Origin of the sequence: Mucilaginibacter sp. UR6-11 (assembly GCF_020880695.1) — a bacterium.
GTDB lineage: Bacteria > Bacteroidota > Bacteroidia > Sphingobacteriales > Sphingobacteriaceae > Mucilaginibacter.
Genome location: NZ_JAJIWO010000002.1, coordinates 50,637 through 74,991, shown reverse-complemented (window position 1 = coordinate 74,991; position 24,355 = coordinate 50,637). Strand labels below are relative to the sequence as shown.

At 43.9% G+C, this 24,355-nt stretch carries 26 protein-coding genes; 14 read left to right on the top strand and 12 right to left on the bottom strand.

Annotated elements, in window-relative coordinates; translation table 11 throughout:
* Positions 1 to 13 precede the first annotated feature (13 nt).
* The 3 genes from LJ658_RS05715 to rsfS all read right to left on the bottom strand — a co-directional run bounded on the left by LJ658_RS05715 (position 14) and on the right by rsfS (position 3,286).
* Positions 14 to 652, bottom strand: a complete 639-nt coding sequence (locus tag LJ658_RS05715) for a lactate utilization protein (protein WP_230545514.1) — start codon at positions 650 to 652, stop codon at positions 14 to 16.
* Between the two features lie 99 nt (positions 653 to 751).
* Positions 752 to 2,860, bottom strand: a complete 2,109-nt coding sequence (gene ftsH / locus LJ658_RS05710) for an ATP-dependent zinc metalloprotease FtsH (protein ID WP_230545513.1) — start codon at positions 2,858 to 2,860, stop codon at positions 752 to 754.
* Positions 2,861 to 2,911: 51 nt separating this feature from the next.
* Complete coding sequence (gene rsfS / locus LJ658_RS05705) at positions 2,912 to 3,286, bottom strand: ribosome silencing factor (RefSeq protein WP_230545512.1); 375 nt, start codon at positions 3,284 to 3,286, stop codon at positions 2,912 to 2,914.
* 15 nt (positions 3,287 to 3,301) lie between these two features.
* On the opposite strand from rsfS, the gene LJ658_RS05700 reads away from it, so the two are divergent.
* The 4 genes from LJ658_RS05700 to pfkA all read left to right on the top strand — a co-directional run bounded on the left by LJ658_RS05700 (position 3,302) and on the right by pfkA (position 7,336).
* A complete protein-coding gene (locus tag LJ658_RS05700) occupies positions 3,302 to 4,105 on the top strand; it encodes a biotin--[acetyl-CoA-carboxylase] ligase (RefSeq protein ID WP_230545511.1) in 804 nt (267 codons plus the stop codon).
* A 6-nt stretch (positions 4,106 to 4,111) separates the two neighbouring features.
* Positions 4,112 to 4,564, top strand: coding sequence for a protein-disulfide reductase DsbD domain-containing protein (locus LJ658_RS05695; RefSeq protein WP_230545510.1), 453 nt, complete (start codon positions 4,112 to 4,114; stop codon positions 4,562 to 4,564).
* Between the two features lies 1 nt (position 4,565).
* Positions 4,566 to 6,284 (top strand): protein-disulfide reductase DsbD, encoded by a 1,719-nt coding sequence (locus LJ658_RS05690; protein WP_230545509.1) that lies wholly within the window; start codon positions 4,566 to 4,568, stop codon positions 6,282 to 6,284.
* 71 nt (positions 6,285 to 6,355) lie between these two features.
* Positions 6,356 to 7,336: a 6-phosphofructokinase gene (gene pfkA, locus LJ658_RS05685; RefSeq protein WP_230545508.1), complete on the top strand. Its 981-nt coding sequence runs from the start codon at positions 6,356 to 6,358 to the stop codon at positions 7,334 to 7,336.
* A 66-nt stretch (positions 7,337 to 7,402) separates the two neighbouring features.
* On the opposite strand, the gene LJ658_RS05680 is transcribed toward pfkA, so the two are convergent.
* Positions 7,403 to 7,930: a 5'(3')-deoxyribonucleotidase gene (locus LJ658_RS05680; protein ID WP_230545507.1), complete on the bottom strand. Its 528-nt coding sequence runs from the start codon at positions 7,928 to 7,930 to the stop codon at positions 7,403 to 7,405.
* A gap of 135 nt (positions 7,931 to 8,065) precedes the next feature.
* On the opposite strand from LJ658_RS05680, the gene LJ658_RS05675 reads away from it, so the two are divergent.
* The 5 genes from LJ658_RS05675 (at position 8,066) to trmD (ending at position 11,304) form a co-directional block, all read left to right on the top strand.
* On the top strand, positions 8,066 to 8,659 hold the full coding sequence (locus tag LJ658_RS05675) for a 30S ribosomal protein S16 (protein ID WP_230545506.1): 594 nt from the start codon (positions 8,066 to 8,068) through the stop codon (positions 8,657 to 8,659).
* A 180-nt stretch (positions 8,660 to 8,839) separates the two neighbouring features.
* Entirely contained in the window at positions 8,840 to 9,364 is a 525-nt protein-coding gene (gene rimM, locus LJ658_RS05670) for a ribosome maturation factor RimM (protein WP_230545505.1), read from the top strand.
* Positions 9,365 to 9,740: 376 nt separating this feature from the next.
* Positions 9,741 to 10,199 carry a hypothetical protein gene (locus LJ658_RS05665; RefSeq protein ID WP_230545504.1) on the top strand — a complete coding sequence of 153 codons (459 nt, stop codon included), beginning with the start codon at positions 9,741 to 9,743 and terminating at the stop codon, positions 10,197 to 10,199.
* A 122-nt stretch (positions 10,200 to 10,321) separates the two neighbouring features.
* Entirely contained in the window at positions 10,322 to 10,522 is a 201-nt protein-coding gene (locus LJ658_RS05660; protein WP_230545503.1) for a helix-turn-helix transcriptional regulator, read from the top strand.
* Between the two features lie 110 nt (positions 10,523 to 10,632).
* A complete protein-coding gene (gene trmD / locus LJ658_RS05655; protein ID WP_230545502.1) occupies positions 10,633 to 11,304 on the top strand; it encodes a tRNA (guanosine(37)-N1)-methyltransferase TrmD in 672 nt (223 codons plus the stop codon).
* 22 nt (positions 11,305 to 11,326) lie between these two features.
* On the opposite strand, the gene LJ658_RS05650 is transcribed toward trmD, so the two are convergent.
* Positions 11,327 to 12,403: an acyltransferase gene (locus tag LJ658_RS05650; RefSeq protein ID WP_230545501.1), complete on the bottom strand. Its 1,077-nt coding sequence runs from the start codon at positions 12,401 to 12,403 to the stop codon at positions 11,327 to 11,329.
* Positions 12,404 to 12,620: 217 nt separating this feature from the next.
* Between LJ658_RS05650 and rplS the strand changes: the two genes are divergently transcribed.
* The 3 genes from rplS to LJ658_RS05635 all read left to right on the top strand — a co-directional run bounded on the left by rplS (position 12,621) and on the right by LJ658_RS05635 (position 14,962).
* Positions 12,621 to 12,968 (top strand): 50S ribosomal protein L19, encoded by a 348-nt coding sequence (gene rplS / locus LJ658_RS05645; RefSeq protein WP_175270515.1) that lies wholly within the window; start codon positions 12,621 to 12,623, stop codon positions 12,966 to 12,968.
* Between the two features lie 259 nt (positions 12,969 to 13,227).
* Positions 13,228 to 14,250 (top strand): ParM/StbA family protein, encoded by a 1,023-nt coding sequence (locus LJ658_RS05640; protein ID WP_230545500.1) that lies wholly within the window; start codon positions 13,228 to 13,230, stop codon positions 14,248 to 14,250.
* A gap of 22 nt (positions 14,251 to 14,272) precedes the next feature.
* A complete protein-coding gene (locus tag LJ658_RS05635; protein ID WP_230545499.1) occupies positions 14,273 to 14,962 on the top strand; it encodes a polymer-forming cytoskeletal protein in 690 nt (229 codons plus the stop codon).
* A gap of 77 nt (positions 14,963 to 15,039) precedes the next feature.
* Here the strand turns inward: LJ658_RS05635 and LJ658_RS05630 are convergent, their stop codons facing one another.
* Genes LJ658_RS05630 through LJ658_RS05615 form a run of 4 tightly spaced genes read right to left on the bottom strand, consistent with a single transcriptional unit; the run spans position 15,040 to position 17,666 of the window.
* Complete coding sequence (locus LJ658_RS05630) at positions 15,040 to 15,702, bottom strand: phosphatidylserine decarboxylase family protein (protein WP_230546146.1); 663 nt, start codon at positions 15,700 to 15,702, stop codon at positions 15,040 to 15,042.
* Positions 15,703 to 15,721: 19 nt separating this feature from the next.
* Complete coding sequence (locus tag LJ658_RS05625) at positions 15,722 to 16,528, bottom strand: phosphatidate cytidylyltransferase (RefSeq protein WP_230545498.1); 807 nt, start codon at positions 16,526 to 16,528, stop codon at positions 15,722 to 15,724.
* A 4-nt stretch (positions 16,529 to 16,532) separates the two neighbouring features.
* Positions 16,533 to 16,739: a hypothetical protein gene (locus LJ658_RS05620; protein ID WP_230545497.1), complete on the bottom strand. Its 207-nt coding sequence runs from the start codon at positions 16,737 to 16,739 to the stop codon at positions 16,533 to 16,535.
* A complete protein-coding gene (locus LJ658_RS05615) occupies positions 16,740 to 17,666 on the bottom strand; it encodes a CPBP family intramembrane glutamic endopeptidase (RefSeq protein ID WP_230545496.1) in 927 nt (308 codons plus the stop codon).
* A gap of 42 nt (positions 17,667 to 17,708) precedes the next feature.
* Here LJ658_RS05615 and dusB point away from each other — a divergent pair, with 42 nt between their 5' ends.
* A complete protein-coding gene (gene dusB, locus LJ658_RS05610) occupies positions 17,709 to 18,719 on the top strand; it encodes a tRNA dihydrouridine synthase DusB (protein WP_230545495.1) in 1,011 nt (336 codons plus the stop codon).
* Between the two features lie 116 nt (positions 18,720 to 18,835).
* A complete protein-coding gene (gene apaG / locus LJ658_RS05605; RefSeq protein ID WP_230545494.1) occupies positions 18,836 to 19,222 on the top strand; it encodes a Co2+/Mg2+ efflux protein ApaG in 387 nt (128 codons plus the stop codon).
* 129 nt (positions 19,223 to 19,351) lie between these two features.
* Here the strand turns inward: apaG and LJ658_RS05600 are convergent, their stop codons facing one another.
* The 3 genes from LJ658_RS05600 to recQ all read right to left on the bottom strand — a co-directional run bounded on the left by LJ658_RS05600 (position 19,352) and on the right by recQ (position 24,295).
* Entirely contained in the window at positions 19,352 to 20,080 is a 729-nt protein-coding gene (locus LJ658_RS05600; protein WP_230545493.1) for a zinc metallopeptidase, read from the bottom strand.
* A gap of 530 nt (positions 20,081 to 20,610) precedes the next feature.
* Positions 20,611 to 21,930 carry a UDP-N-acetylmuramoyl-tripeptide--D-alanyl-D-alanine ligase gene (murF, locus tag LJ658_RS05595; protein WP_230545492.1) on the bottom strand — a complete coding sequence of 440 codons (1,320 nt, stop codon included), beginning with the start codon at positions 21,928 to 21,930 and terminating at the stop codon, positions 20,611 to 20,613.
* Positions 21,931 to 22,138: 208 nt separating this feature from the next.
* Positions 22,139 to 24,295 (bottom strand): DNA helicase RecQ, encoded by a 2,157-nt coding sequence (gene recQ, locus LJ658_RS05590; protein WP_230545491.1) that lies wholly within the window; start codon positions 24,293 to 24,295, stop codon positions 22,139 to 22,141.
* Positions 24,296 to 24,355 lie beyond the last annotated feature (60 nt).

The window sequence follows — 24,355 nt, the reverse complement described above, 5'->3', positions numbered from 1 at the left end:
GGCGGAGATACCTTTATCCCTCCAGTAAAAATACAAACAGCTCTTTAGGGCCATGTGCGCCTAACACCAGGGTTTTTTCAATATCGGCGGTACGGCTTGGGCCGGTAACGTTTGAGATCATGGATGGCATGTGGGCGCCATATTTCTTTTTGATCAGCGCAAAGCCGTCTTTAAGGTCAGGCACCAGTTGCGAGGTGTAAGCCAGCACGATGTGTACCCCAGGGTATATACTTAGCCTGCGGCCCGCCGCATTAGCGTTTGACAGCATGATACTGCCATTGCGGGCAATCAGCGCTTCACAAAGGGTAAAGCCAACTTCGGCCTGTTCAAAATCTTTATCCGTCTCAAAAAACGGATATTCGTAGCGCGACAGTATTTCCTGCAGGGCCGGTTCCCAACAGTATATTTTGCGCCAGTTACGTTTTTCGGCCAGTTCTAAAAGCGTTTCAATAAACTGTACCTCGTCTTCGCAAAAGGCAAACTGGCCCTGTACGGCCATAAATTCTTCGGCAAACATTACATCCAGATTGTCGGGCGCAGGCGGATACATCGGCAGGTTCTCTAAATTAGGGTAGGGATTGTCCCTTTTCTCTAACAATGCCTGGCGTATCTTTTTAAGCAGTTTCTCTTTTGATGTAGTGATGTCTCTCATTATTGGTTTTTGAGCTTTGCGTCAAAAATAGCATAAAATAAAAAAGTCCTTAGCGTTGGGTTAAAAAACTTTTAGCTAAGGACTTTCGGTGATTATAATTTATTCGCCGCTGGCTTCTTTTTCTTCCGGGTTTCTTTCAAAAGTTCCGGAGTGGTCAACCACACCCTCGTGGGCTATTCCCTGCGCGGCGGGCTCCTGGTTAGATTCTGCCACACCGTTTACAAATTCATCATAAGTGGTACGGTGTTCAAACGGACGCTTGCCTAAGATCTCTTCAAGATCCGACTGGAACAGAATTTCTTTTTCCAACAGCTTGTCAGCCAGTTTGATCAGGCCCTCGCGTTTATCTAACAGCAATTGCTTGGTACGTGCGTAAACCTGGTTAATCTGGTTGCGCACTTCGTTATCAATTAATTCTGATGTTTTTTCTGAGTATGGTTTGTTAAACTGGTACTCGCCCTGGGTATCATTAAAGGACACATTACCAACCTTTTCATTCATACCATAGATAGTAACCATGGCGTAAGATAGTTTGGTGATACGCTCCAAATCATTCTGTGCGCCGGTTGATATTTTACCAAAGGTGATATCTTCTGCAACGCGGCCACCCATCGTCATACACATACCGTCTTCCAACTGCTCAATGGTGTATAAAAACTGTTCTTTAGGCAGGTATTGCGCATAACCCAGCGCGGCAACGCCACGCGGAACGATAGACACCTTAACCAACGGATCAGCATGCTCCAGGAACCAGCCTGCAATAGCGTGACCTGCTTCGTGGTAAGCCACAATGCGTTTTTCTTCGGGAGATATGATCTTGTTCTTTTTCTCCAGGCCACCGATAACACGGTCAATAGCATCCTGGAAATCCTGCATATCAACGGCCTCTTTGTTTTTGCGGGCAGCAATAAGCGCTGCTTCATTACAAACGTTGGCAATTTCTGCGCCGGCAAAACCAGGGGTTTGTGCCGACAGTTTTTTAGCGTCAACACCTTCGGCCAGTTTAACCGGTTTTAAATGCACTTTGAAGATCTGCTCGCGGCCTATCAAATCCGGTTTATCTATTGATACCTGGCGGTCAAAACGTCCCGGGCGCAATAAAGCCGAGTCCAGTACATCCGGGCGGTTTGTTGCGGCAAGGATAATGATGCCCGAGTCGGTACCAAAACCATCCATCTCAACCAATAGCTGGTTCAGGGTGTTTTCGCGCTCATCATTACCGCCAACGATATTGTTTTTACCACGGGCACGGCCAATGGCATCGATCTCGTCAATAAAAATGATACAGGGCGCTTTGTCTTTTGCCTGACGGAATAAATCACGTACCCGTGATGCACCAACACCAACAAACATCTCCACAAAATCAGATCCTGATAAAGAGAAGAAAGGCACCTGCGCTTCGCCGGCAACGGCTTTTGCAAGCAATGTTTTACCGGTACCCGGCGAGCCTACTAATAAGGCGCCCTTAGGTATTTTACCACCCAGGTTGGTATATTTTTTAGGGTTCTTCAGGAAATCAACAATCTCCATAACCTCCTGCTTGGCTTCTTCAAGTCCGGCAACATCATTAAAGGTTACAGATACCTGCGCTTCTTTATCAAACAGCGTAGCTTTTGATTTGCCGATATTAAAGATCTGTCCGCCCGGTCCGCCACCTGCGCCACCACTCATGCGGCGCATAATAAACATCAGCACCGCTGCGAATAATACAATCATGATTACGCTCTGCACCAAGCCGTTGGATAAAAGGCTGTCATGGGGTACATATTTAATACTTACCTTTTGATTGTCCGGCACATCTTTTTGCGCGTTGTTTATTGACTGCTTCAAACTCTCGAACGAGGCGTCAGTAAAAGTAAACTGCGGATCATTGCCGGTAGCGCCAAACCGCTGTTGCGCTTTTGCCACCTCGGCATATTGCGGTTTTTTTAAGCTGTCCTTTTTAATGTGTACATCAGCAACCAGATAATCGCCATTTTTATAAGCCTCTACATAATCAACATCACCCGGTTTAAGCATTTCGGTTTCAAAACGCTTAAAATCAATTTGTGAAGCAGTACCGTTATTTGAATAAAGCGCAACGGCTAATATACCGGCTATAGCAACGGCATATAACCACATAAAGTTAAATTTCGGTGGCTTGGGGGCTATTCGTTTATTGGGTATTTTGCGTATCGGTTTTGGTTTTTCCAATTTTTTGTCTTCCATTTCCTGTTTAAATCTCACTTATAATATAACATTTATAAGTTATGCAGCGTGTTAGGCGCTTTTATAACTTTTTATCTCGGCGTCTCCCCACAAATCTTCTACGCCATAATATTCACGCTTATCCGTACGGAAAACGTGTATCACTACATTTATATAATCTAATAATATCCACTCGCCGTATTCAAGGCCCTCTTTACGCCAGGGGTCCTGCTTTAGCGCTTTGTATATCTCTTCCTCAATACTGTTTGCAATTGCTTTAACCTGTGTGGTCGAGTCTGCATGACATATTACAAAGTAGTCTGTCACTGAACTGTGTAAGTTGCGAAGGTCTAACCTGACAATATCATTTCCCTTTTTTTCCTGTATGCCATGAATGGCTAATTCAGAAATATAGGCGGATTCATGGGTAGCTTTATTTTTTACCATCAAAAAGAATTAGTTTTGAACGTTTTTGAGTCTAGCATTATTATAACATTGCAAAATAACATATTTTCAGGATTATTCGTCGGACAAAATTTACTGACATTAAAAGAAGTTGACTCGACTAATAATTTCCTTAAAAACTTATTGTCAAATTCCAAGCCATTGCCTGAAGGAACGGTCATTATGGCAGAAACACAATTTGCCGGCCGGGGCCAGCAAAACAATAAATGGCATGCAGAGCCCGGCAAAAACTTAACTTTTAGTGTTTTGCTTAAACCCTCTTTTTTGGCTATTGCAGATCAGTTTGATCTTACCCGGGCCATAAGCTTAGGGGTTTACGACGCGCTGTACCCATTGCTGGGCGACCAGCTTAAAATAAAATGGCCCAACGATATTTATTATGGCGATAAAAAATTAGGCGGCATGCTCATTGAGAACTTATTGCAGGGTAACCAGCTAAAAAGCGCCATAATTGGCATAGGACTGAATATTAACCAGGAGAATTTCCCTGACGGAGCAGGCAACGCCACGTCTATAAAACAGATATTGCAGAAGGATTACGATTTACAGGCTATATTAGCAGACATTTGCAACAACATTGAGGCTTATTACCTTAATTTAAAGGCAGGGAAAACAGATCTGATCAGAAATACTTATTTAACCCGGCTATATGGATTTAATGAAATTAAACGTTTTAAGGTATCCGAAGTCGAATTTGAGGGTAAAATTATCGGTGTAAAAGAAAACGGGTTGTTGGTAATAAACCAAAACAATAAGGAAAGCACGTATAACTTAAAAGAGATAAAATTTTTAAACAACTAACATCCAATGAAAAAAGTATTTGCAATAATAGCCGCGTTGTTTTTAACAGCGGGCGCGTACGCGCAGATTTTAACGCCGGTAAAATGGTCATACGCCGCTAAAAAGACGGGCCCTACAACCGTAACGGTTTTTTTGAAAGCATCAATAGCCGATGGCTGGCATATTTATTCGCAAAATGTAAAAGATGGCGGGCCTATAAAAACGGCGTTTACTTTTGCCAAATCAAAAGATTATACACTGGCAGGTAAACCTGCCGAACCAAAACCCGTAACAAGATTTGAAAAAGCATTTAATATGGATGTGAGCTTTTTTGAGCATGAGGTTGTTTTTCAGCAAAAAATAAAATTAAAATCGCCTAAAGTAAAGGTAATAAAGGGCCAGTTGGAGTATATGACCTGTAACGACTCTAAGTGCCTGCCGCCAGAGGATGTGAATTTTGTTATCCCGTTAGGTAAATAATATGGCAATTACTAAAAACCTATTTGGCAGGACCGTTTTTTTTATATGCCTTACGGCGATGTTTTTTTTGGTTGGCGTAAAGCCGGTAAGAGCGCAATCTGCCGATACAGGCGGGGTAACGTTTACCAGCATTCCCACCGCTGCTGATAGCATAGCCACGCAAAAAAAAGCGCACCAGGCAACTGTAGCAAAGGCAGCAACTACTGTGGCCGCGCCGGTTACAGAAAAACCCAAAACCCTTTGGCAGATATTTATCGAAGGTTTTTTAGGCGGATTTGCCGCGGTAATTATGCCGTGTATCTATCCGCTGTTGCCGCTAACGGTTAGTTTTTTTACAAAGAAGGCGGGCTCAAGGGCCCGGGGTATCGGGCAATCCTTACTGTACGGCTTGTCTATAATTGTGATTTATGTTGCTTTGGGGGTAATGATATCGGCGGTGTTTGGATCAGATGCGCTTAATGCATTAGCAACAAACGGCATATTTAATATATTCTTCTTCCTGTTGCTGGTGGTGTTTGGTATCTCCTTTTTGGGTGCATTTGAGATCACGCTGCCCAGCTCGTTAGGCAACAAGCTGGATGCAAATGCTGATAAGGGCGGCATGGCCGGCATATTCTTTATGGCGGCAACGCTGGTTGTGGTCTCATTTTCATGTACCGGGCCAATTATAGGCACGTTATTGGTTGAAGCTGCCTCAAAAGGCGACAGGCTGGCACCTGCAGTTGGCATGCTTGGTTTTTCATCAGCATTGGCGTTGCCGTTTACGGCGTTTGCGCTGTTTCCGTCGGCTTTAAAATCATTGCCAAAATCAGGCGGGTGGTTAAACACCGTTAAGGTGGTTTTGGGTTTCCTGGAGATCGCTTTCGCTTTAAAATTCCTGTCGAACGTAGACCTTGCCTATCACTGGAACTGGTTTGACCGCGAGATCTTCCTGTCTATATGGATAGCCCTGGGCATATTGCTTGGCATGTATCTGTTGGGTAAGCTCAAATTTTCGCATGATAGCGACGTTCCGCACGTATCTATCCCGCGTTTCTTTTTCTCGGTGGTCGTTTTCGCCTTTGTAATTTATATGGTTCCCGGTTTATGGGGAGCGCCGTTAAAATCTATCAGCGCGTTTTTACCGCCAATGGCTACGCAGGATTTTGACCTGTCACAACTGCCGGCAGGTGGAAGTGCAGAAACCGGGCCGACTAAACAGTCAATTCTCGTAAAAAAATACGAAGCCAACTATACGCGCATAAAAACCCGCGGATTAGATGCCTGGTATGATTATGACCAGGCCCTGCAGGTGTCAAAAGAATTGCATAAACCGATAATGATAGATTTTACCGGGTTTAACTGTGTAAACTGCCGTAAAATGGAGGCTAACGTATGGTCTGACCCGCGGGTGTTTAACCGCTTAAAAAACGATTATGTTTTATTGCAGCTGGTAGTTGATGATAAGACTGCGCTTGAACCATCGGCGCAATTTACTTCAACTTATAGTGGCAAAAGGATTACTACCCTGGGCGGTAAGTGGAGCGATCTGGAAGCGTCGCGATTTAATGCCAATTCGCAGCCTTTATATGTTTTAATGGATAGTGACGGTAATATACTTACCGGCAAAGATGGCAAACCAATCCCGCCCTCGCCTGCTGATTATGATGTAGATAGCTACCTGAAATTTTTAGATAGTGGTATTGCAGCTTATCAAAGTGCGCAACAAGGCAAAAAATAATGTAAATTTGCGGCGCAAAAGGTGGTCTGCCTAAAAGCTGCACCGCCGCAAATACTAATAATATCTGCCAAATGACCTCAGTAAAAAAAATAGGACTTTTTACGTCCGGTAGTGACTCTCCGGGAATGAACGCTGCTATCAGGGCAGTTGTACGTACCGCTATATTTTATGAGATTGAGATTGCGGGTATCCGCCGCGGTTTTGAAGGAATGATCAATGGCGATATCTACACCATGGATACCAAATCTGTATCAAACATTATCCAGCGCGGGGGCACAATGCTTAAAACCGGCCGCAGCGAGCAGTTTAAAACCGCCGAGGGACGTAACCTGGCTTACCAGCAGCTTAAAAAGAATGGCATTAACGCATTAATTGCCCTGGGCGGTAACGGCACCCTTAAAGGCGTAAAAGAGTTTGGCGACGAATATCCTGATATTGCTATTATAGGCGTACCCTGTACGATTGATAATGACCTGCGCGGATCTGACTTTACCATTGGCTATGATACTGCCATTAATACCGTTATTGAAGCGGTAGATAAAATAAGAGAAACCGCTGAGTCGCACGACCGGTTATTTATTGTTGAAGTAATGGGGCGCGACTCGGGAATGATTGCCTTGCGCACCGGTATGGGCGTAGGCGCCGAAGCCATTATGGTGCCCGAAACCAAATCGGACATTAATGCTTTGTTTGATAGATTAGAGCGGGGCCGTAAGGATAAAACATCTAAAATTGTAATGGTTGCCGAAGGCGATGAGCCGGGCGGCGCCTTTGAAATCGGAAAGGCAATAATGAAAAGGTTCCCGCATTACGATACCCGGGTGTCTATCCTGGGCCACATACAGCGCGGTGGCAAGCCTACTTGTATGGACAGGGTGTTGGCAAGCCAGCTGGGTGTTGCAGCTGTTGAAGCGTTAAAAAACGGCCACTCCGGCGAAATGGTGGGTTTGATACATAACGATATCGCCTTTACCCCCTTTGGCCAGTCGGTTAAGCATCATCACGAAGTAAACGCCGAGTATATCAGAATTGTAGAGATGCTTTCTTTATAGTTCAATAAGGGTGGATCATAGTTCATAGCGTATTGGCTGTGAACTATGATCTGTCCACCAATCCGCTTACAAAAGCTTTTCTGCAACTTCTTTCCAGTTATTTACACGCTCATATTCTGTAAGTGATACATTATGCGGCGATGTAAATAAGAGTTTGCGGCCATTAAAGCGGGTAAAGTTTTTGGTGCGGTCGTCAATCATTATATCTGTATTAACAATTTTATAGCCGCAAAACATAATGTTGGTCCAGGATATAAACGGGAAATGATCGCCCAGCCACGCCTGCTTATCTTCCAGTGAATTTGGGAACTCGGTAGCCGCCGATACAATAAAGACCTCGTATTTTTCGTGCAGCGCTTCAACCACTTCGCGGCTGTCAGGTATCAGTTTTAAATCTCTGAAGAAGCCCTTACGGTTAATATACTCGCGCAGGGTGTGGTCCAGTTCAGGCGGCAGCAGTTCCCTAAACTCTTTACCATGCATTTGTTCAAGCGTATAGTTATAGCCATGTTCCTGTTGATAGATGTTGATGAACTTGTCAATCGGATCGGCGATAACCTCATCCATATCTATAGCGATGCTTAGTTTATTCATGCCGGCAAATTTCAGGGTTTTAAGTTAGAATGCCTTTTGAATTTTGAATTTTTTATTTCGAATTATATTGCTACCTTTGCGTCCCCGCTGAAATAAACTCCGGGGGAATGTTGAACACATAACTTAAAACAAAACATGGCAACTAAAATCAGATTGCAAAGACATGGTAAAAAGGGAAAACCTTTTTATTACATTGTAGTAGCAGACGCTCGTGCTCCGCGTGACGGACGCTTTATTGAGCGTTTGGGTTCATATAACCCAAACACAAACCCTGCAACTATTGACATTAACTTCGACAAAACCCTTAACTGGGTTAATGATGGTGCACAACCAACAGATACCTGTCGTGCTATCCTTGCTTACAAAGGTGTAATGTACAAAAAACACTTACAAGGTGGTGTTAAAAAAGGCGCTTTAACCGAAGAGCAGGCAGAAACTAAATTTGCTGAATGGTTAGATCAAAAAGACAGCAAAATCACCGGTAAAAAATCTGATTTAAATACAGCTAAAGATACAGCCCGCAAGGCTGCCTTGGTTGCTGAAGCTAAGAAGAAGGAAGATAAGGCTGCCGCAATTGCTGCAAAATACACTCCTCCTGCTGAAGAAGTTGAAGAAGAAGCGCCAGTTGCTGAGGAAGCAGAAGAAGCACCAGTTGCTGAAGCTGCTACTGAAGAAGCCCCTGCTGCAGAAGCAGAAGCTCCGGCTGCAGAAGCTGACAGCGCTGAATAATTTAACTGAACAACATTTATGCAATGGCGAAGCACCTACAGGTTCTTCGCCATCGTTATTTAAGGCCCTACCCCGCGCTCTTCAAAAAAAGAGAAGTGGGCTGTAAATTTAAACACAGGCAGATCTCTGCTTTGAAGCGGATTAGGTAAGGCTAACCATGTGTTATAAAAGCATTGCGTAATGAAAATTGAAGATTGTTTCAGGATAGGCAGCATATTAAAAACCAAAGGCCTTAAAGGCGAGGTGCAGTTTTATGTTGATTTTGACGGGCTTGATGCCATAAGCTTTGACGCTATTTTTGTAGAAATAGCCGGTAAGCTGGCTCCTTTTTTTGTTGAGTCGGTTAAATACAACCAAAACAACCTGGCCTACCTGTATCTGGAAGATGTTGATACGATTGAAAAAGCATCAGCACTGGTAAAAAAAGATGTTTACCTGCCCAATAAACTTAAACCCAAAAAAAGAAAAGCCGAGTTTACACTCAAAGACCTGATTGATTTTACTGCGGTTGATGAAAACGAAGGCGAACTGGGCAGGATCACCGCCATACATGAATATCCGCAGCAATTAATAGCCGCAGTCACTTATAAAGGCTGCGAAGTACTGTTCCCGCTCAATGAAGAAATTATTGTGGGGATCGATGTGGTGAAAGAGATACTGACGGTTGATTTACCTGAGGGGCTACTGGACATTTACCTCGATTAATAATTGCCTTTTACTTCCTTTTAGTCCCCTTAGTGACGGCAAGGTTTAATAAACTGGTCCATATTAATAATGATTAACGGGTGACCTTAATCCTTCTATAAAATTTGTGCAGGCATTTTAAGCAAAGGAATCGCCTTACAGGCAGCCACCAAAAAAAAAACTTGAAAAAGCGTCCCCTCGAAAGACGCTGTGAATGTCGGGCGCCACAGTAAGGGCAAGGTTCAATAGCCATAATTATTTTAATAGGGTATATCAAATATATAAATTATGCTGAGAAAAGGTAATTCAATTGTTACATTGGATTAATAATAATAGATGAAAAATTTGACTTTTTGTAAAGTTTATTTTACTTTTGGTAAATCAAACTTTACAAATCATGAAAACAAGATTTTTATTTCCGCACAAATGGCGCTATGCCGGACTTGTTCTGTTGTTCCTGGGAGTTTTAATTCGACTTTTAGATAGTTATTGTACTGACGCGCTGATTTCGTGGCAGAATACACACCCATTGATCTATGGTCAGAATGTGGCTGTTTTTGCAAGCGACGCGGCGGCTGCATCATTTATTATATGCTTTATTTTAGGCCTGATGTTGTTTGGGTTTTCCAAAGAAAAAATAGAAGATGAACAAATAGCCCAATTAAGATTAGACTCATTGCAATGGGCTGTTTATATAAACTACGCAATTTTTATTCTGTGTGCGGTTTTTGTTCATGGGTTTAGTTTTATAAGTATAATTGCCTACAATACTATAACACCCTTAATCTTCTTTATCATCCGCTTTAGATGGAAGATATATTCTCTTAATCGCGAACTTAAGAACAGCCTGGTATGACGACGCGTATTTCTTTTACCGTGTTGGTGCAGGTTTTTAGTAGGGGGCACTATTGTTATTTTTTATCCTGCTATTCAGGTGGAAATTGTACGCGATAATAAGTTGATAAAAGAAGACGCACTATGAAAAACAACATCCGCGTTGCGCGCGCCATAAAAAACATAACCCAGGCAGGGCTGGCCGGTCTTATCGGTGTATCGCGCCAAACAATTAATACTATCGAGAGTAACCGGTATGTGCCATCCACGGTGCTGGCGCTAAAAATTGCGCGGGTATTTGGAAAACCCGTTGAAGAAATATTTATTTTGGAGGAGGAAGATTAAGCCCTGCGGGCAGAGATTAGAGGTTGAAGATTAGGTCTTTCTTTCGAATAGCTGTGAACCCTGCACCAACTAATCACTAATCTTTAATCTCTAATCTCTACCTTTGCTTCATGCGTTTTGATATCATCACAGTATTGCCCGGCCTGTTAGAAAGCCCTTTTGCCCACTCTATTTTACAACGTGCGCAAAAAAAAGGCATTGCCGAAATTGTAGTGCATAACCTGCGCGAATACGCCAGCGGCAAACAAAAAAGCGTTGATGATTATCCCTATGGCGGTGGCAGCGGCATGGTAATGACCATTGAGCCTTTTGCCAAATGTATTGAAGCGTTAAAGGCCGAGCGTGAATATGATGAAGTGATCTTCATGTCGCCGGATGGGGAAACGCTCAATCAGGCCATGGCCAATCAGCTATCAACCAAAACAAACATTATTATACTTTGCGGCCATTATAAAGGGATTGACCAGCGCATCCGCGATATATTTGTTACCCGCGAAATATCTGTGGGCGATTATGTGCTCTCGGGCGGCGAACTGCCGGCAGCTATTGTGGTTGATGCCGTGGTGCGGTTAATTCCCGGTGTGCTGTCTGATGAAACCTCGGCCTTGTCTGATTCTTTCCAGGATGGTTTATTGGATGCGCCTGTTTATACCCGGCCCGCCGACTGGAACGGCCACAAGGTTCCGGATATCCTGCTAAGCGGCAACACGCCCGAAATTGAAAAATGGCGCTTTGAACAGGCTATAGAGCGGACAAAGCAGCGCAGGCCGGATATTATGTAAGATCCGTTAGGCGGCAAATACTTTATTTAAACTGCAGCTCTTGTTTTTTGTCCCATTTGGCGGGTTCAAAATAGCGTTTCAGTTTAAGAAAATGTCTCTCAAAAGCATAAAAACTTAACGTGGCCACCGCATAGCTCAAACCCAAATATGACGCGGCATATACCCACATGCTTTCATTCGGAAAAATGTTACGGAACACCATTGCGCATAAAGGGTGAAATACATACAGCCCATAACTTATTTTTCCGGTAAATTTTAGAAATGCTGAGCGCATTACCGTATTGAGCCATGATTGGCCGAACACCAGTTTACCCACAATGCCCATATAAAACATAGCTATTACCGGGAACTTAATTATTTGCACCCAATTGTACCCCTTACCACCGGTAAACAGCCACGCCGGAAGCATCAGGGCAAGGCTGATTATAATGATGAGGTTAAAATCTAAGGCAGGCGGTCCGCTCCGGTGCTCGTACCACGCTAAATAAGCGCCTATAGCCAGCGCATCCATTATTGAAAAAGTGAAATAGAACGTACCATAATTGAGGTATATCAATATACACCGGCAAAAAAGAGCAATAATAACCACCGTAAAAATTAACCATGGTGTGTTTTTTGCTGATGTATAATAAATAAGCAGCGGCCAAAATAAATAAAAATGCTCTTCAACAGCCAGGCTCCAGAAATGCTGTGGGCCGTTTGCGGTAATGTTAAATGTATCGGGAATGTTTTGCAGGTAGATCCAATACATCCATGATTTTTGGGCCGATGGGGGCGACTTCAGGATAGGCGGAATGATAAAATAAAAAATAACCAGCGCCAGGTAATAAAGCGGGAATATCCTTAACGCCCGTTTAATATAGAAATTACTGAAGTAATGTTTGTTGGTTTTAACATGAAGTAATATGCGGGTAATTAAAAATCCGGATAATACAAAAAACAGGGTCACCCCTGTTTGGCCGAATATGGAAACTTTTCGGAGATAATGAATTATCAGATTACTGCCGTCCGGCATAAAATGAAAAAATATAACCATTAACGCGGCTACACCACGTAAACCGTCTAATTCTTTGTAGTATCTTAGATCCGTGTTTACCAAGGGAATGAATTGTTGCCTGATTTGCTGTTAAATGTATTAATTTTTTGATCCGTTTAGTAATGTCCGGCATAATTAACAGTCGGGTTGTTACCGCTATTTTTGTTAACAAAAAACAAAATGTGGAAATTTTTAAAATGGACTTTTTATTATCAAAAATAATCCCTATAATTGCAATCCGATTTTTACGGGTTAAAAATCGCGTTTAGAGCTTAAAATCATGGATTTAGTAAAATTTGTAGAAGAGCAAACAGTAACTGTTAACAAGTTTCCGTCATTCAAAGCGGGTGATACTGTAAGCGTACATTATAAAATTAAAGAAGGAACCAAGGAGCGTATCCAGGTTTATCAGGGTGTTGTTATCCAGCGTAACAGTGTTGGTGTGTCCGAAACATTTACCGTACGTAAAGTTTCAAACGGAATTGGTGTTGAGCGTATTTTCCCTGCTAACTCACCAAATATTGATAAAGTAGAAGTGAACAGTCACGGTAAAGTACGTCGCTCTAAACTTTACTATCTGCGTGCCCTTACCGGTAAAGCAGCTCGTATTAAGTCAAAAAGAGTGTAATTATAACAATATTTATAAAAAGCCTTTCCGGACACCGGAAGGGTTTTTTTTTGCCCTGTTGAGAAAAGAATTAGGTATCATTGTAACAAGCGAGTGGTAAAAACCGTATATTATTTTTTTTTATAGCTTAATTTAATAAATTTGGTAACCCTGGGTTTTATAAAAGATTGATTTTCACTGCAATTGAGTAAATCCGGTAACTGAAAATTTAACTTAGTATTTGATATATCATACAGCACCCTTAACCTAAAACAACAGCATGTTACTATCTCAATCTTTTTCCAGTTTAATTGAAAACAATAACTCTGCGTTAAATAATACATCTTCAGACCTGTTAAACGGCTTGAAGGTTTTCCACAATGGCCAATGGTACATTTGCGGTAATTTAGCTTTAAACGAAGGCCTTTCCCCGCATAAACTGCTCAATTCATCGCCGGAAGACCTCGATTATCAATTATTAATCAAAGCGGCCATGTTATTGGTTACTGATGATGTTGAGCAACCGGTAACAATTACTACCGGTTTTCCTTATGCTACTTACCGCATTTATAAAGATGTGGCAATTGAGCAATTAAAAAAGACACATATCGTTGAGTATGATGCGTCAACCTTTGGTGGTAATGGTAAAAGAACATCAATACTTGATGTAAAAAATGTTGATGTAATCCCCGAGATCGTTGCCTGCTCTATAGCTTTGCGAAAAGGCGAAGAAGCGGCAAAAGGCAATTTCTTTATACTGAGCTGCGGATTTGGAACGTTTGAATCTGTGTTAAGCATGGACTCGGGCGTGGTTGAGCAAAGTATGATAAGCACACACGGCTTACGCTATGCTATTAACTACATGGCCAACGAGTTGCAAAAGAGCCATTACCTGGAGATGCGCACCATTAATGCGTTAGATGATGCCTTCCAGAAAGGGTATCTGTTTATTAACAGAAAGAATATCGATGTCAGAGAGCACCGCAAGGCCGCTTTGAGATCATACTATAATGAAGTAATATCGCCTAACTTAAGGAACGTTATTACCGATAAAAACTTAATGAAAACCAATAAGATTTACCTGTGTGGTGGTGGTATGTATTACCAGGACCTGGTAGATTGCTTTAAAAACGAGTTTGGCGAGATAGCCCAATTAGAGGTTGTAAGCGACCCTGCTGCATTAGCCAGCAAAGGTTATGCCCTAAACTCGTTACGTGTGTCAGGTGGCTTAGAAAAGTCATCAATCGGCATTGATATTGGTAATGCAACAACAGTTGTAACCCGTTTCAGCAGCGATCAATAATAATACCAGTAGTTAAATATCCATGTTAAACATCTTTAAAAAAGAAATACCAGTATTAGTTGAACCTATAAGTAACATCAGGGACCTGGTACATGATGGTAATGATTACTTTTCGGATGAGTTTATTATATTGGATGAGAAACTCACCGGCAACTTATTTTGTGCCGAAAAGGTTGTTGTTGAATTGCGTGGCATATTAAAGGGTAACATTACTTCAAAAACATGCCTGGTTACCGGTACGGTAAATGGCGATATTTTATCGCTTGATCTGCTGGATATAAAGGCAACCGCGGTAGTTAGAGGCAACATTCAATCGGCTAAGGTAAATATTGAGCCGGGTGCAGTTATCAATGGTTACATTACGGTTGGCGAAGATATAGAAGCACTAACCGAACAGTGGAACAAAACCAAATTCAGCACCGACGATTACCTGACCACAAAATTACATCAGGAACTTTCAACCCTTACCCAAATAAGTGCTGCAAGGCCTGTTATAGAACAAAAAATTGAACCGGCACCTGCCGCAGTTACCAAACAAGAAACTAATGCAAAACCGGAGCCTGTTGCAGCTACAGCCGGGCCAAAGTCGCTTATAGCCGCCACCTCGCCGAAAGAAGAAACTGAAGAGCAGGCGCCTGTTGCCAAATCAACCGTAACCGCTGCCGCACCGCCTAAAAAAGACGAAGAGATTAATAACTCGCGTTGGTGGTAGCTGGATAAAAGAATATAAAAAAGGGCCGGTAGAATTATTTTCTACCGGCCCTTTTGTTTGATATTATATAATGCTGGCTAAGCCGGCAACTCTGCTATAACAGTGCGGCCGCCTTTTACAACCTCGCCTATTTCAACATTTATCTTGGAGTTGAGTGGTAAAAACAAATCAACCCTTGAGCCAAATTTGATGAACCCAAACTGATCGCCTTGCTCCACCTTGTCGCCTTCTTTAACATACCATACAATACGGCGGGCCAACGCACCGGCTATCTGCCTGAACAATACCGGTGTACCGGCTTTATTTTCAATAACGATGGTGGTGCGCTCATTCTCTGTTGATGATTTGGGATGCCACGCTACCAGGTATTTTCCGGGGTGATATTTAAAATATTTAATAACCCCGCTGATGGGGTTTCGGTTAACATGCACATTTACCGGCGACATAAAAACGGATATCTGTATGCGTTTATCTTTTAAAAACTCGGTTTCTGTGGTTTCTTCAATTACAACCACTTTGCCATCTGCCGGGCAAAGCACCGCTTTATCATCCTGTGCAATTTCAAAATGCGGGTTGCGGAAAAACTGTACAATTATTACAAACAGCACAAACGACAGGATGTAAACTACCCATTTTATGGCAGTTGCCTGCGGCCAGTAAAATTGTATGGCTGCGTTCAAAACAAAGATAAATAAGATACATAGCGCAAGCGAAGTATATCCCTCTTTGTGGAAAGTCATTTTTTTCATAGAAACAAAATTACGAATTTACAATGAAGTATAGATAGGCATATACAATTGGTGCGGCAATTAATAATCCGTCGAACCTGTCCAGCAATCCACCATGGCCGGGTAAGATGCCGCCCGAGTCTTTGACATCAATGCTGCGTTTAAACATAGATTCTATCAAATCGCCGGTAGTGCCAAAGCAACTGATCAGGATGCCCATCCAGATCCAGTGTTCAAGCGCAATCTCGGTAAAATAAGTGCTGATAAAATAGGCGGCAACCGCAGTGATCAGTATGCCGCCAATTAATCCTTCCCAGGTTTTTTTGGGCGAGTGGCGCTCAAACAGCTTGGTGCGCCCCAGTTTGCTGCCCACTAAATAAGCGCCGGTATCATTGGCCCAAAGCATCAGCAAAAACCCCAACGGGAAATGAAAGTTAAACGCGCCGCCAACATAAGCCAGCGCGTGGAAGAACGTGAAAGGTACGATCGTAAACAGCAGGCCCAAATAAGTATAGCCGATATTGGTAAACGGCGCGCTGCTTTTTTTAAACAGTTCCTGTATAAATACGGCGCTTAACGTAAGCGGCAGCAGGAATAATAATTTATGATAACTGCTATCGTAACTTACCAGTGCAAATACTGCGTAAATACAAATGCCGTTTAAAATGCCCGTAGTGACATCGGGCTTTATGCCTGCTGTTTTAACCAGACCGTAAAACTCCCATAAAGCAAAGCCGCTTAACAGTAAATAAAACACCCCGAATACATAATGATCCAGTAAAACGGAGGCGAGCATCACAATAATAAAAAAGAAGCCCGTAATGGCGCGAATTTTCATGGGTTTAAAGTTGGTTCAGGATCATCAGCTCAATGGCCTGACTAAAATCCTGTTGGTGTATATAAACCTCAACGTCGCCAAAATCGCGGTGTGATGAAGCTTGCTTGTTTAATAATACGGCATCAATCTGGTGCTCGCATAGCACCTGTTTTACAATTTCTGACCGGTAAAAATCAGCCGAAGTAAAAATTTTGATCCAGTTTTTTTCCATTTATAGTACAGGCGCTTTTTCTTTGGCCATTACGGTATAGCGGTACAGATACAGCAAAAATAAAACAATTATCAGGCTAAACAGATAGCCGGCATAATTAAATACATGCTGATCGTCCGGGTTAAACTTTATCATTTTATTTTGATAAAGATAGCTTACCACAACGGCAGTGCCGTTATTCAAAAAATGTGCCCAAACGGACGTCCAGATGCTGCCGCTCCAGGCCACAAAATAACCAAACAACACCCCTAACAGCAGTCTGGGCAAAAAGCCAAAAAACTCCATATGGAACGTGCTGAACAGTACAGCGGTTATCCATATAGCGGCATGCAGGTTGCCGGTCCATTTTATAAATATGGTTTGCATACAGCCCCTAAACATAAATTCTTCAACAATGGCGGTAAGTAAACCAACAACCAATAATTTAAATATCATGCTCTGGATGGTTTTCATTTGCAGCAATACGGCGGTGAGCCTTTGCGCCTCGTCCTCAGTTTCACGCATCCATCTTTGTACGCCATCCAAAAAATGGGGCAGCTGTAATTGCTGATTAATGTTACTCAGGTATTCAATTAATGGCGATGATATCAGCATCACAAAAAAAACAATAACCAGCAATAACCCGGGGAAATTAAAAGACGTTTTTAAATATTCGCGCTGATTTTTTACCACCAGCCTGGCAAAGATGATCGATGCCGCCAAAATAGGGATGGTGGTACTTACAATTTGCACCACCCAAAGGCCATTTACTGCATTGGGGTTATTAAGGTTAAGCCGGGCTATATCCATTAAAATGTTTACCCCATACAGGCCAACAACCATAGCCGCGCCAATTAAATAACCACCGCCTATAACGGCTATGGTCAGGCTGATAAATATTATAAATTGTAAAGCCGGATGTAGTTGTTTATTAGTGTTTTCTGTCATTTGCGTTAAAATGCGTATTTTTGCAGCGGTTAAAGATAAGCCATGTCTGTACAAATAGGAAATATTGATTTAGGAGAATTCCCGCTGCTGCTGGCACCGATGGAAGACGTGAGCGATCCGCCTTTCCGTTACGTATGCAAACAGCATGGCGCGGATATGATGTACACCGAGTTTATCTCGTCTGAGGGCCTGATCCGTGACGCGGCCAAAAGCCGCAAGAAACTGGATATTTTTGAGTACGAGCGCCCCATCGGGATCCAGATCTTCGGCAGTGATATCGAGCATATGCGCGAAGCTTCCGCTATCTCATCGCAGGCAGGGCCCGACCTGATTGATATTAATTACGGCTGCCCGGTTAAAAACGTGGCCTGCCGTGGCGCAGGCGCAAGCTTGCTGCAGGATATTGATAAAATGGTAGCCATGACCAAAGCGGTTGTTGAAGCCACCCATTTACCCGTTACCGTAAAAACCCGCCTGGGCTGGGATGATAATACCAAAAACGTGCAGGAAGTTGCCATGCGTTTGCAGGATGTGGGCATAAAGGCCCTAACCATACACGGCCGCACCCGCGCGCAGATGTATAAAGGATCGGCCGACTGGAGTTTGATACGCGAAATTAAAAAGAACCCGCAGATAGAAATCCCCATTTTTGGCAATGGCGATATCGACTCGCCTGAAAAAGCGGCAGCCTGGCGCATGGAATATGGCGTAGATGGCATGATGATTGGCAGGGCGGCAATTGGTTATCCCTGGATTTTCAGAGAGATAAAACACTACTTTGAAACCGGAAATCATCTGCAGAAACCAACCTTTGCCGAGCGGATTGACGCCTGCCGTACCCACCTGGTAAAATCAATAGAATGGAAAGGCCCCAAAACCGGCGTTTTTGAAATGCGCAGGCATTATGCCAACTATTTTAAGGGGATTGATAACTTTAAAGAGTACCGCATGAAACTGGTGACCGCCGGCACTTTTGATGAGTTGGAGGATATTTTACAGGAGATTGAACACAACCCAAGGTTTGAAAATTCCGTATCTGCTTTAACGATTTAACATTTTAGTTTTTTTTCTTTTTCATTTAAAAATATATATTGCTGAAAATTATGCCATTAAGATGGCTTGGTTTTTGATTAACTGGTTTATATTTGAATTAAAGGATAGTTATCAACATGGTTACATTTATAACTGAAGGAGTTAAGGTTTCGGTAGAAACCATTTATCAGCCGGAATATTCTAACCCGGCAAATGACCACTTTATGTTTGCCTACAAGGTTAATATTGAAAATATGGGCAGCTACGCCGTGCGTTTAATGAGCCGCCACTGGTATATATTTGATTCGAATGGCGCAAAGCGCGAAGTGGAAGGCGAAGGTGTGGTGGGCCTGCAACCGGTAATTGAACCCGGGAGCTCGCACGAGTATGTATCGGGCTGTAATTTAAAAACTGATATGGGAAGCATGAAAGGCGAGTATCAAATGATGCGCCTGATGGACAATGCGATGTTTGATGTCCAAATCCCCGAGTTTTATTTGATTGCGCCATACAGGATGAACTAATCATCCTCGCCCGCCTGAAGGGGGAGTTTTTAAAGAACTGTTTTATTAAAAAGAACGCCTCATTGTGTAAACAATGAGGCGTTTATATTTTGTTTGCGCTTTATTACTCCCCCTTTAGGAGGCCGGGGCTTATCGCCTGTTATTATTCAGCATTGAAGCATAATACAACAACGTAGCTAACGATCCCAGCGCGGCAACCACATAGGTCATAGCGGCCCACCAAAGAGCATCTTTGGCCTGCTCATGCTCTTCGGCGGTTTGCATTACCGTGTAGTTATTGTTTAACCAGGCTAAAGCGCGGCTGCTGGCGTCAAACTCAACCGGCAGGGTAATAAAGCTAAACAAGGTCACTACGGCCAAAGCGGCCACCCCTATAGCTAATACCAACGGGTTATGTGCAAAAAACAACAGCATTACACCAATGAACAGCGTAATTTGTACTAAGGTTGATGCCGCATTGGTAACCGGCACCAGGATGGTACGCAGGCTTAGCCAGCTATAGCCGGCGGCATGCTGTACCGCGTGCCCACACTCATGTGCCGCTACCGCCGCCGAAGCCACGCTGCGGCTGTTAAATACATCCGGACTTAAATTTACCGTTTTGGTTTCGGGGTTATAATGATCCGTCAGCTGCCCTTCAACAGAGATCACCTGTACATCGTAAATCCCGTTATCCTTCAGCATGCGCTCGGCCACCTCTTGCCCGGACATGCCCGACATTAACCCTATCTCTGAGTACTGCTTAAATTTACTTTTAAAGCGCCATTGCACAATTAAGCTTACAACAGCAATTACAATCATTAATAACCATGCTGATCCCATACTTATATATCCTAAAATGAATGTTAAATGATTCATACTTTGTATTTTAAAATACGTATTTCAAAAAGTATTCCGATGTTTAAAAAAGGGGCGGGACTGACAAAATAACAGGTTGGTTTTTATTGCGATGACGTTAGCGTAACCAAAATTAAGTCAGCCCGAGTATTGACACTTTACAGACAAGCCCTTCTTTTTTGATCCTTACCAGTACTAAATTTTGGCTGGCACCGAGCCGTCAGACGAAAAGCTTCGGGTGAAATCAGGTAAAACAAGTTGGGCTGTGCGCTGGCAAGGGCATTGGTAATTTTGCCTGAAGCGGTAGCCTTGCGCGACAACAAGCGGCAAAAGGACCGGGCCCCCGATTTTACCTGATTTGCCGGGCAAAGGCCCTGTGCGGCAAAGAGGCCTATCGTCTGACTTGATTTTTGATTACTTTGTATCAAGACAAAGTAATAGCCCCCGCGGCGATTGAGCGGTGGATTTCCACGTTTGGGATACAGTCCGTTGGAAGAGGAAAAAATGTAAGTCCTGATGCTGATATTAAAAAATGCAACCGGTAAGAACTATTAAAACAGCTCCACCAACCGCTCCAACGCCATCCCCCTCGACCCCTTGATCAATATCGTCGAATTTTTTATAGGCTGAGCTTTCAGTCCGGCAATGGCATCTTCGGCGGTTTCATAAAAAACAGCCTTTTGCCCTTCCCCTTTTGCCTTTTGCCTCAAAAATTCTGTACCGATAAAGATCCGCTCATCAACTTCGGTAGCCAGGGCCTTTTCAATAACTGCGGCATGTTCGGCAGCGGCTTCGGCACCCATTTCAAACATATCGCCCAGGATCAAAACTTTGCGGCCGGCAGTTATTTTGCCGATGTTATCAATAGCTACCATCATGCTGCTTGGATTAGCATTGTAATAATCGCAGATCAGCGTATTGGTAGCTGTCCGCACAACTTGCGAGCGGTTGTTTTTAGGCTGATAGCCTTCAATGCCGGCATTAATTTCGGTAACCGGCATTTTAAAGTAAACGCCCATGCTAATAGCCGCCAATATATTATCCAGGTTATAAGCGCCGGTTAAATGTGTTTTAACAGCGTAGGTTTCTCCCGATCCGTTGTTGGTCCATTCCAGGGAAAGCAACGGGGCATTTTCTGTAATCCCGCCGCTAACCAAATCGTCAATGGCATCGCCATAAAATATAGGCGGGGTAGTAAACTTACGGGCTGCCTGCATCTCCATTAATATCGGGTTATTGCTGTTGATAAAAGCTACACCACCGTGGCCGCTCAGGAAATCGTAGAGTTCGCCCTTTGCAATTTTCACGCCTTCGACACTGCCAAAGCCTTCTAAATGCGCTTTGCCTACGTTGGTTATCAGACCGTGCGTTGGCCGGGCTATGCTGCAAAGCAATTCAATTTCTTTAATATGATTGGCGCCCATCTCAATCACCGCCATTTGGTGCGACGCGTTGATCCCTAAAATGGTTAAGGGTACGCCGATATGATTATTCAGGTTACCCTGGGTAGCTAAGGTTATAAAATGTTGTGACAGCACGGCGTTTATCAACTCTTTCGTGGTGGTTTTGCCGTTGGTGCCGGTAAGCCCTATAACCGGGATGGTTAATTGCCGGCGATGATGGCGGGCCAGGTCCTGCAAAGCGGTCAAGACATTGTCAACCAGTAAGCATTGCTCATTAAGTTGATATTCGGGATTATCAATTACCGCGTACGCCGCCCCCGCTGCTATTGCCTGCCCGGCGAAAGTGTTGGCGTCAAACTTATCGCCCTTTAGGGCAAAAAACAAACTGCCAGCCGTTATTTTACGGGTATCGGTAGTAATAACCGGGTGTTGCAGGTAGTGTTGGTATAGTTGTTCGGTAGTAGTCATATCTTACTTAAGAACCTTGCTGGTTTTTTGTTTCGGGTGTTCCGCTCTGTTCCGGAGTGTTCCGGGGTGTTCCGCTCTGTTCCGGAGTGTTCCGGGGTGTTCCGCTCTGTTCCGGAGTGTTCCGGGGTGTTCCGCTCTGTTCCGGAGTGTTCCGCTTCGTTCCGGGTGTTCCGCTCCGTTCCGCTCACGCAAAGTGGAACGCCCAAAGTTATTGATTTCTGTTCATCCAGCCCAACACGGCTTTAATCTCGCCATAGGTAAAATCAGGCCCCAGTATTTCTTTTAATGGCGATAACCTTTCGGCGCCGTAGCTTTCCACGGCATCTTTAATAGCCGGTATTTTTTCTGACGGCACCATCTCGAGCAGATCCAGCTCGCCCGATTGCACAAAATGGCTCAGGTGGCTCTCAACCGTAGATACCGATAGCCCGCGCTCGGCGGCAATTTCTGCAATGGTCCTGTCTTTCTGGTAAAGTTCTAAACTTGCGCGCCGGGTGTCGCTGCTGCGGGGCGTGGCTGCCCTTTCGGGCCTTGCTTTGCGCTCGCGCTTTTTACTTTTATGGATGATCTTGGAGTCAAGGCCCCGCTCGCGGGCGTAGGTTTTAACCGGTTCTAAAAACTCGCGCCCGTATCGCGCCAGCTTAACATCACCAAAGCCGGATATAAACCGCAGCTCGTCTAAACTTTGCGGCAGATAGGTGGCAATCTCCATCAACGTAGCGTCTGACACAATAATATAAGCCGGGACGTTTTCGTGTGTTGCAATATCCCGCCGGGTATTTTTCAGGATGCTTAGCAAATCGTTTTCAAATGGCAGATCTTCTGTCTGGCGCTCTTCAACGGTTTGTGTGGCAATCAGCTCAACCTTTTGCAAGCCTTTTAATACGGCATCGCTTGCCGGGGTGAGCTTTAAAACAGGGTATTCGGTTTCGGTAAATTGCAGGTAACCCAGGGCAACCAGTTCGCGCAGGTAACGTTGCCAGTCGGCCTTACTGATGTCTTTACCCACACCGTAGGTTTTTAATTCTTTATGTTCCTCACGGATCTTTTCGTTTTTTGATCCGCGTAAAAAGTCGATTACGTAAGTGGTACCAAAGCGCTCCTTTAACCTGAATACCGCTGACAATGCTTTTTGAGCAATGAGCGTTCCGTCAAACCGGGTGATCTCGCTCAGGCATACATCGCAGGCGCCGCAATGGTCGGGAGCCGGCTCATCAAAATAGTTTAACAAAAACTTACGGCGGCAGGTGGGCAACTGGCAATACCTGGCCATATCGTTCAGCTTGCTCAGCATTACCTGTGTTTGTTCAGGGTCGCCATCAATACTTACGAAGCTTTTTAGCTTAATGGCATCGCCCGGCGAATAAAACAGCAACGCCGATGAGGCCAGGCCATCGCGCCCCGCGCGGCCGGTTTCCTGGTAATAGCCTTCAATGTTTTTGGGCATATCCATATGCACCACGTAACGCACATTGGATTTATTGATACCCATGCCAAAGGCAATGGTAGCCACAATGATCTTGGTATCATCCCGCAAAAAGGTTTCCTGGTTGCGGGCCTTCAAGGCGTTGTCCAAACCGGCATGATAGGCTTCGGCCGAAAAACCATGCGCTTTCAAATCAGTGGCTAAGCTTTCAACCGATTTACGCGACAGGCAATAAATGATCCCCGATTCATCTTTTCTATCCTCCAAAAAATCAAGCAGCTGGTCAAAGCTGTTTCTTTTGGGATTAACCCGGTAGGTGATATTGGCCCGGTTAAAGGACGAGATAAATATGGCCGGGTTCTTTAAATTTAATTTTTCAAGAATATCCTTTTGCGTCAGCTTATCCGCCGTGGCGGTGAGCGCTATAACCGGGATATTGGGGAAGTGGTCCTTCAATCCCGCCAGCATCAAATACTCCGGGCGGAAATCATGGCCCCAGTGCGATATACAGTGCGCTTCGTCAATCGCTATCTGTGCAACGGGTACGGGTAGTGATCTCAAAAAATCAACCAGCTTGTTTCCTGAACCAAAAAGCCGCTCGGGCGCCAGGTACAACAGCTTGATATGGTTGCTGTTTAGTTTGGTAATAATGCGGCTCTGTTCGTCGGGGCTTTGCGAAGAGTTTAAAAAAGCGGCCGGTATGCCAGCCACATTCAGGCTGTCCACCTGGTCCTTCATTAATGCTATCAGGGGCGATATCACTATGGTTAACCCATTTAGTAATACCGCGGGCAGTTGGTAACATAATGATTTACCGCCGCCGGTAGGCATCAGCGCCATTACATCCCCGCCGCTTAAAACATGCTCTATAACCGCTTCCTGCTCATGCCTGAACTCACTGTATCCGAAATATTGTTGGAGGGCCTGTTTAGGTGTCATTGTTTTTGATGTGCAAATGAAGATATGCAAATGTGCGGATTTTTGTGATTTTAACTATTA

Bases quoted from the DNA above. Each gene is read 5' to 3' on its own strand.
- LJ658_RS05615 (WP_230545496.1), bottom strand. From the start codon at position 17,666: ATGACAGAAAACACTAATAAACAACTACATCCGGCTTTACAATTTATA.
- LJ658_RS05635 (WP_230545499.1), top strand. From the start codon at position 14,273: ATGTTAAACATCTTTAAAAAAGAAATACCAGTATTAGTTGAACCTATA.
- LJ658_RS05600 (WP_230545493.1), bottom strand. From the start codon at position 20,080: ATGAATCATTTAACATTCATTTTAGGATATATAAGTATGGGATCAGCA.
- apaG (WP_230545494.1), top strand. From the start codon at position 18,836: ATGGTTACATTTATAACTGAAGGAGTTAAGGTTTCGGTAGAAACCATT.
- LJ658_RS05675 (WP_230545506.1), top strand. From the start codon at position 8,066: ATGGCAACTAAAATCAGATTGCAAAGACATGGTAAAAAGGGAAAACCT.
- rsfS (WP_230545512.1), bottom strand. From the start codon at position 3,286: ATGGTAAAAAATAAAGCTACCCATGAATCCGCCTATATTTCTGAATTA.
- recQ (WP_230545491.1), bottom strand. From the start codon at position 24,295: ATGACACCTAAACAGGCCCTCCAACAATATTTCGGATACAGTGAGTTC.
- LJ658_RS05695 (WP_230545510.1), top strand. From the start codon at position 4,112: ATGAAAAAAGTATTTGCAATAATAGCCGCGTTGTTTTTAACAGCGGGC.
- LJ658_RS05680 (WP_230545507.1), bottom strand. From the start codon at position 7,930: ATGAATAAACTAAGCATCGCTATAGATATGGATGAGGTTATCGCCGAT.
- LJ658_RS05665 (WP_230545504.1), top strand. From the start codon at position 9,741: ATGAAAACAAGATTTTTATTTCCGCACAAATGGCGCTATGCCGGACTT.
- dusB (WP_230545495.1), top strand. From the start codon at position 17,709: ATGTCTGTACAAATAGGAAATATTGATTTAGGAGAATTCCCGCTGCTG.
- LJ658_RS05690 (WP_230545509.1), top strand. From the start codon at position 4,566: ATGGCAATTACTAAAAACCTATTTGGCAGGACCGTTTTTTTTATATGC.
- pfkA (WP_230545508.1), top strand. From the start codon at position 6,356: ATGACCTCAGTAAAAAAAATAGGACTTTTTACGTCCGGTAGTGACTCT.
- rimM (WP_230545505.1), top strand. From the start codon at position 8,840: ATGAAAATTGAAGATTGTTTCAGGATAGGCAGCATATTAAAAACCAAA.
- LJ658_RS05625 (WP_230545498.1), bottom strand. From the start codon at position 16,528: ATGAAAATTCGCGCCATTACGGGCTTCTTTTTTATTATTGTGATGCTC.
- LJ658_RS05620 (WP_230545497.1), bottom strand. From the start codon at position 16,739: ATGGAAAAAAACTGGATCAAAATTTTTACTTCGGCTGATTTTTACCGG.
- LJ658_RS05640 (WP_230545500.1), top strand. From the start codon at position 13,228: ATGTTACTATCTCAATCTTTTTCCAGTTTAATTGAAAACAATAACTCT.
- LJ658_RS05630 (WP_230546146.1), bottom strand. From the start codon at position 15,702: ATGACTTTCCACAAAGAGGGATATACTTCGCTTGCGCTATGTATCTTA.
- rplS (WP_175270515.1), top strand. From the start codon at position 12,621: ATGGATTTAGTAAAATTTGTAGAAGAGCAAACAGTAACTGTTAACAAG.
- LJ658_RS05660 (WP_230545503.1), top strand. From the start codon at position 10,322: ATGAAAAACAACATCCGCGTTGCGCGCGCCATAAAAAACATAACCCAG.
- trmD (WP_230545502.1), top strand. From the start codon at position 10,633: ATGCGTTTTGATATCATCACAGTATTGCCCGGCCTGTTAGAAAGCCCT.
- murF (WP_230545492.1), bottom strand. From the start codon at position 21,930: ATGACTACTACCGAACAACTATACCAACACTACCTGCAACACCCGGTT.
- ftsH (WP_230545513.1), bottom strand. From the start codon at position 2,860: ATGGAAGACAAAAAATTGGAAAAACCAAAACCGATACGCAAAATACCC.
- LJ658_RS05715 (WP_230545514.1), bottom strand. From the start codon at position 652: ATGAGAGACATCACTACATCAAAAGAGAAACTGCTTAAAAAGATACGC.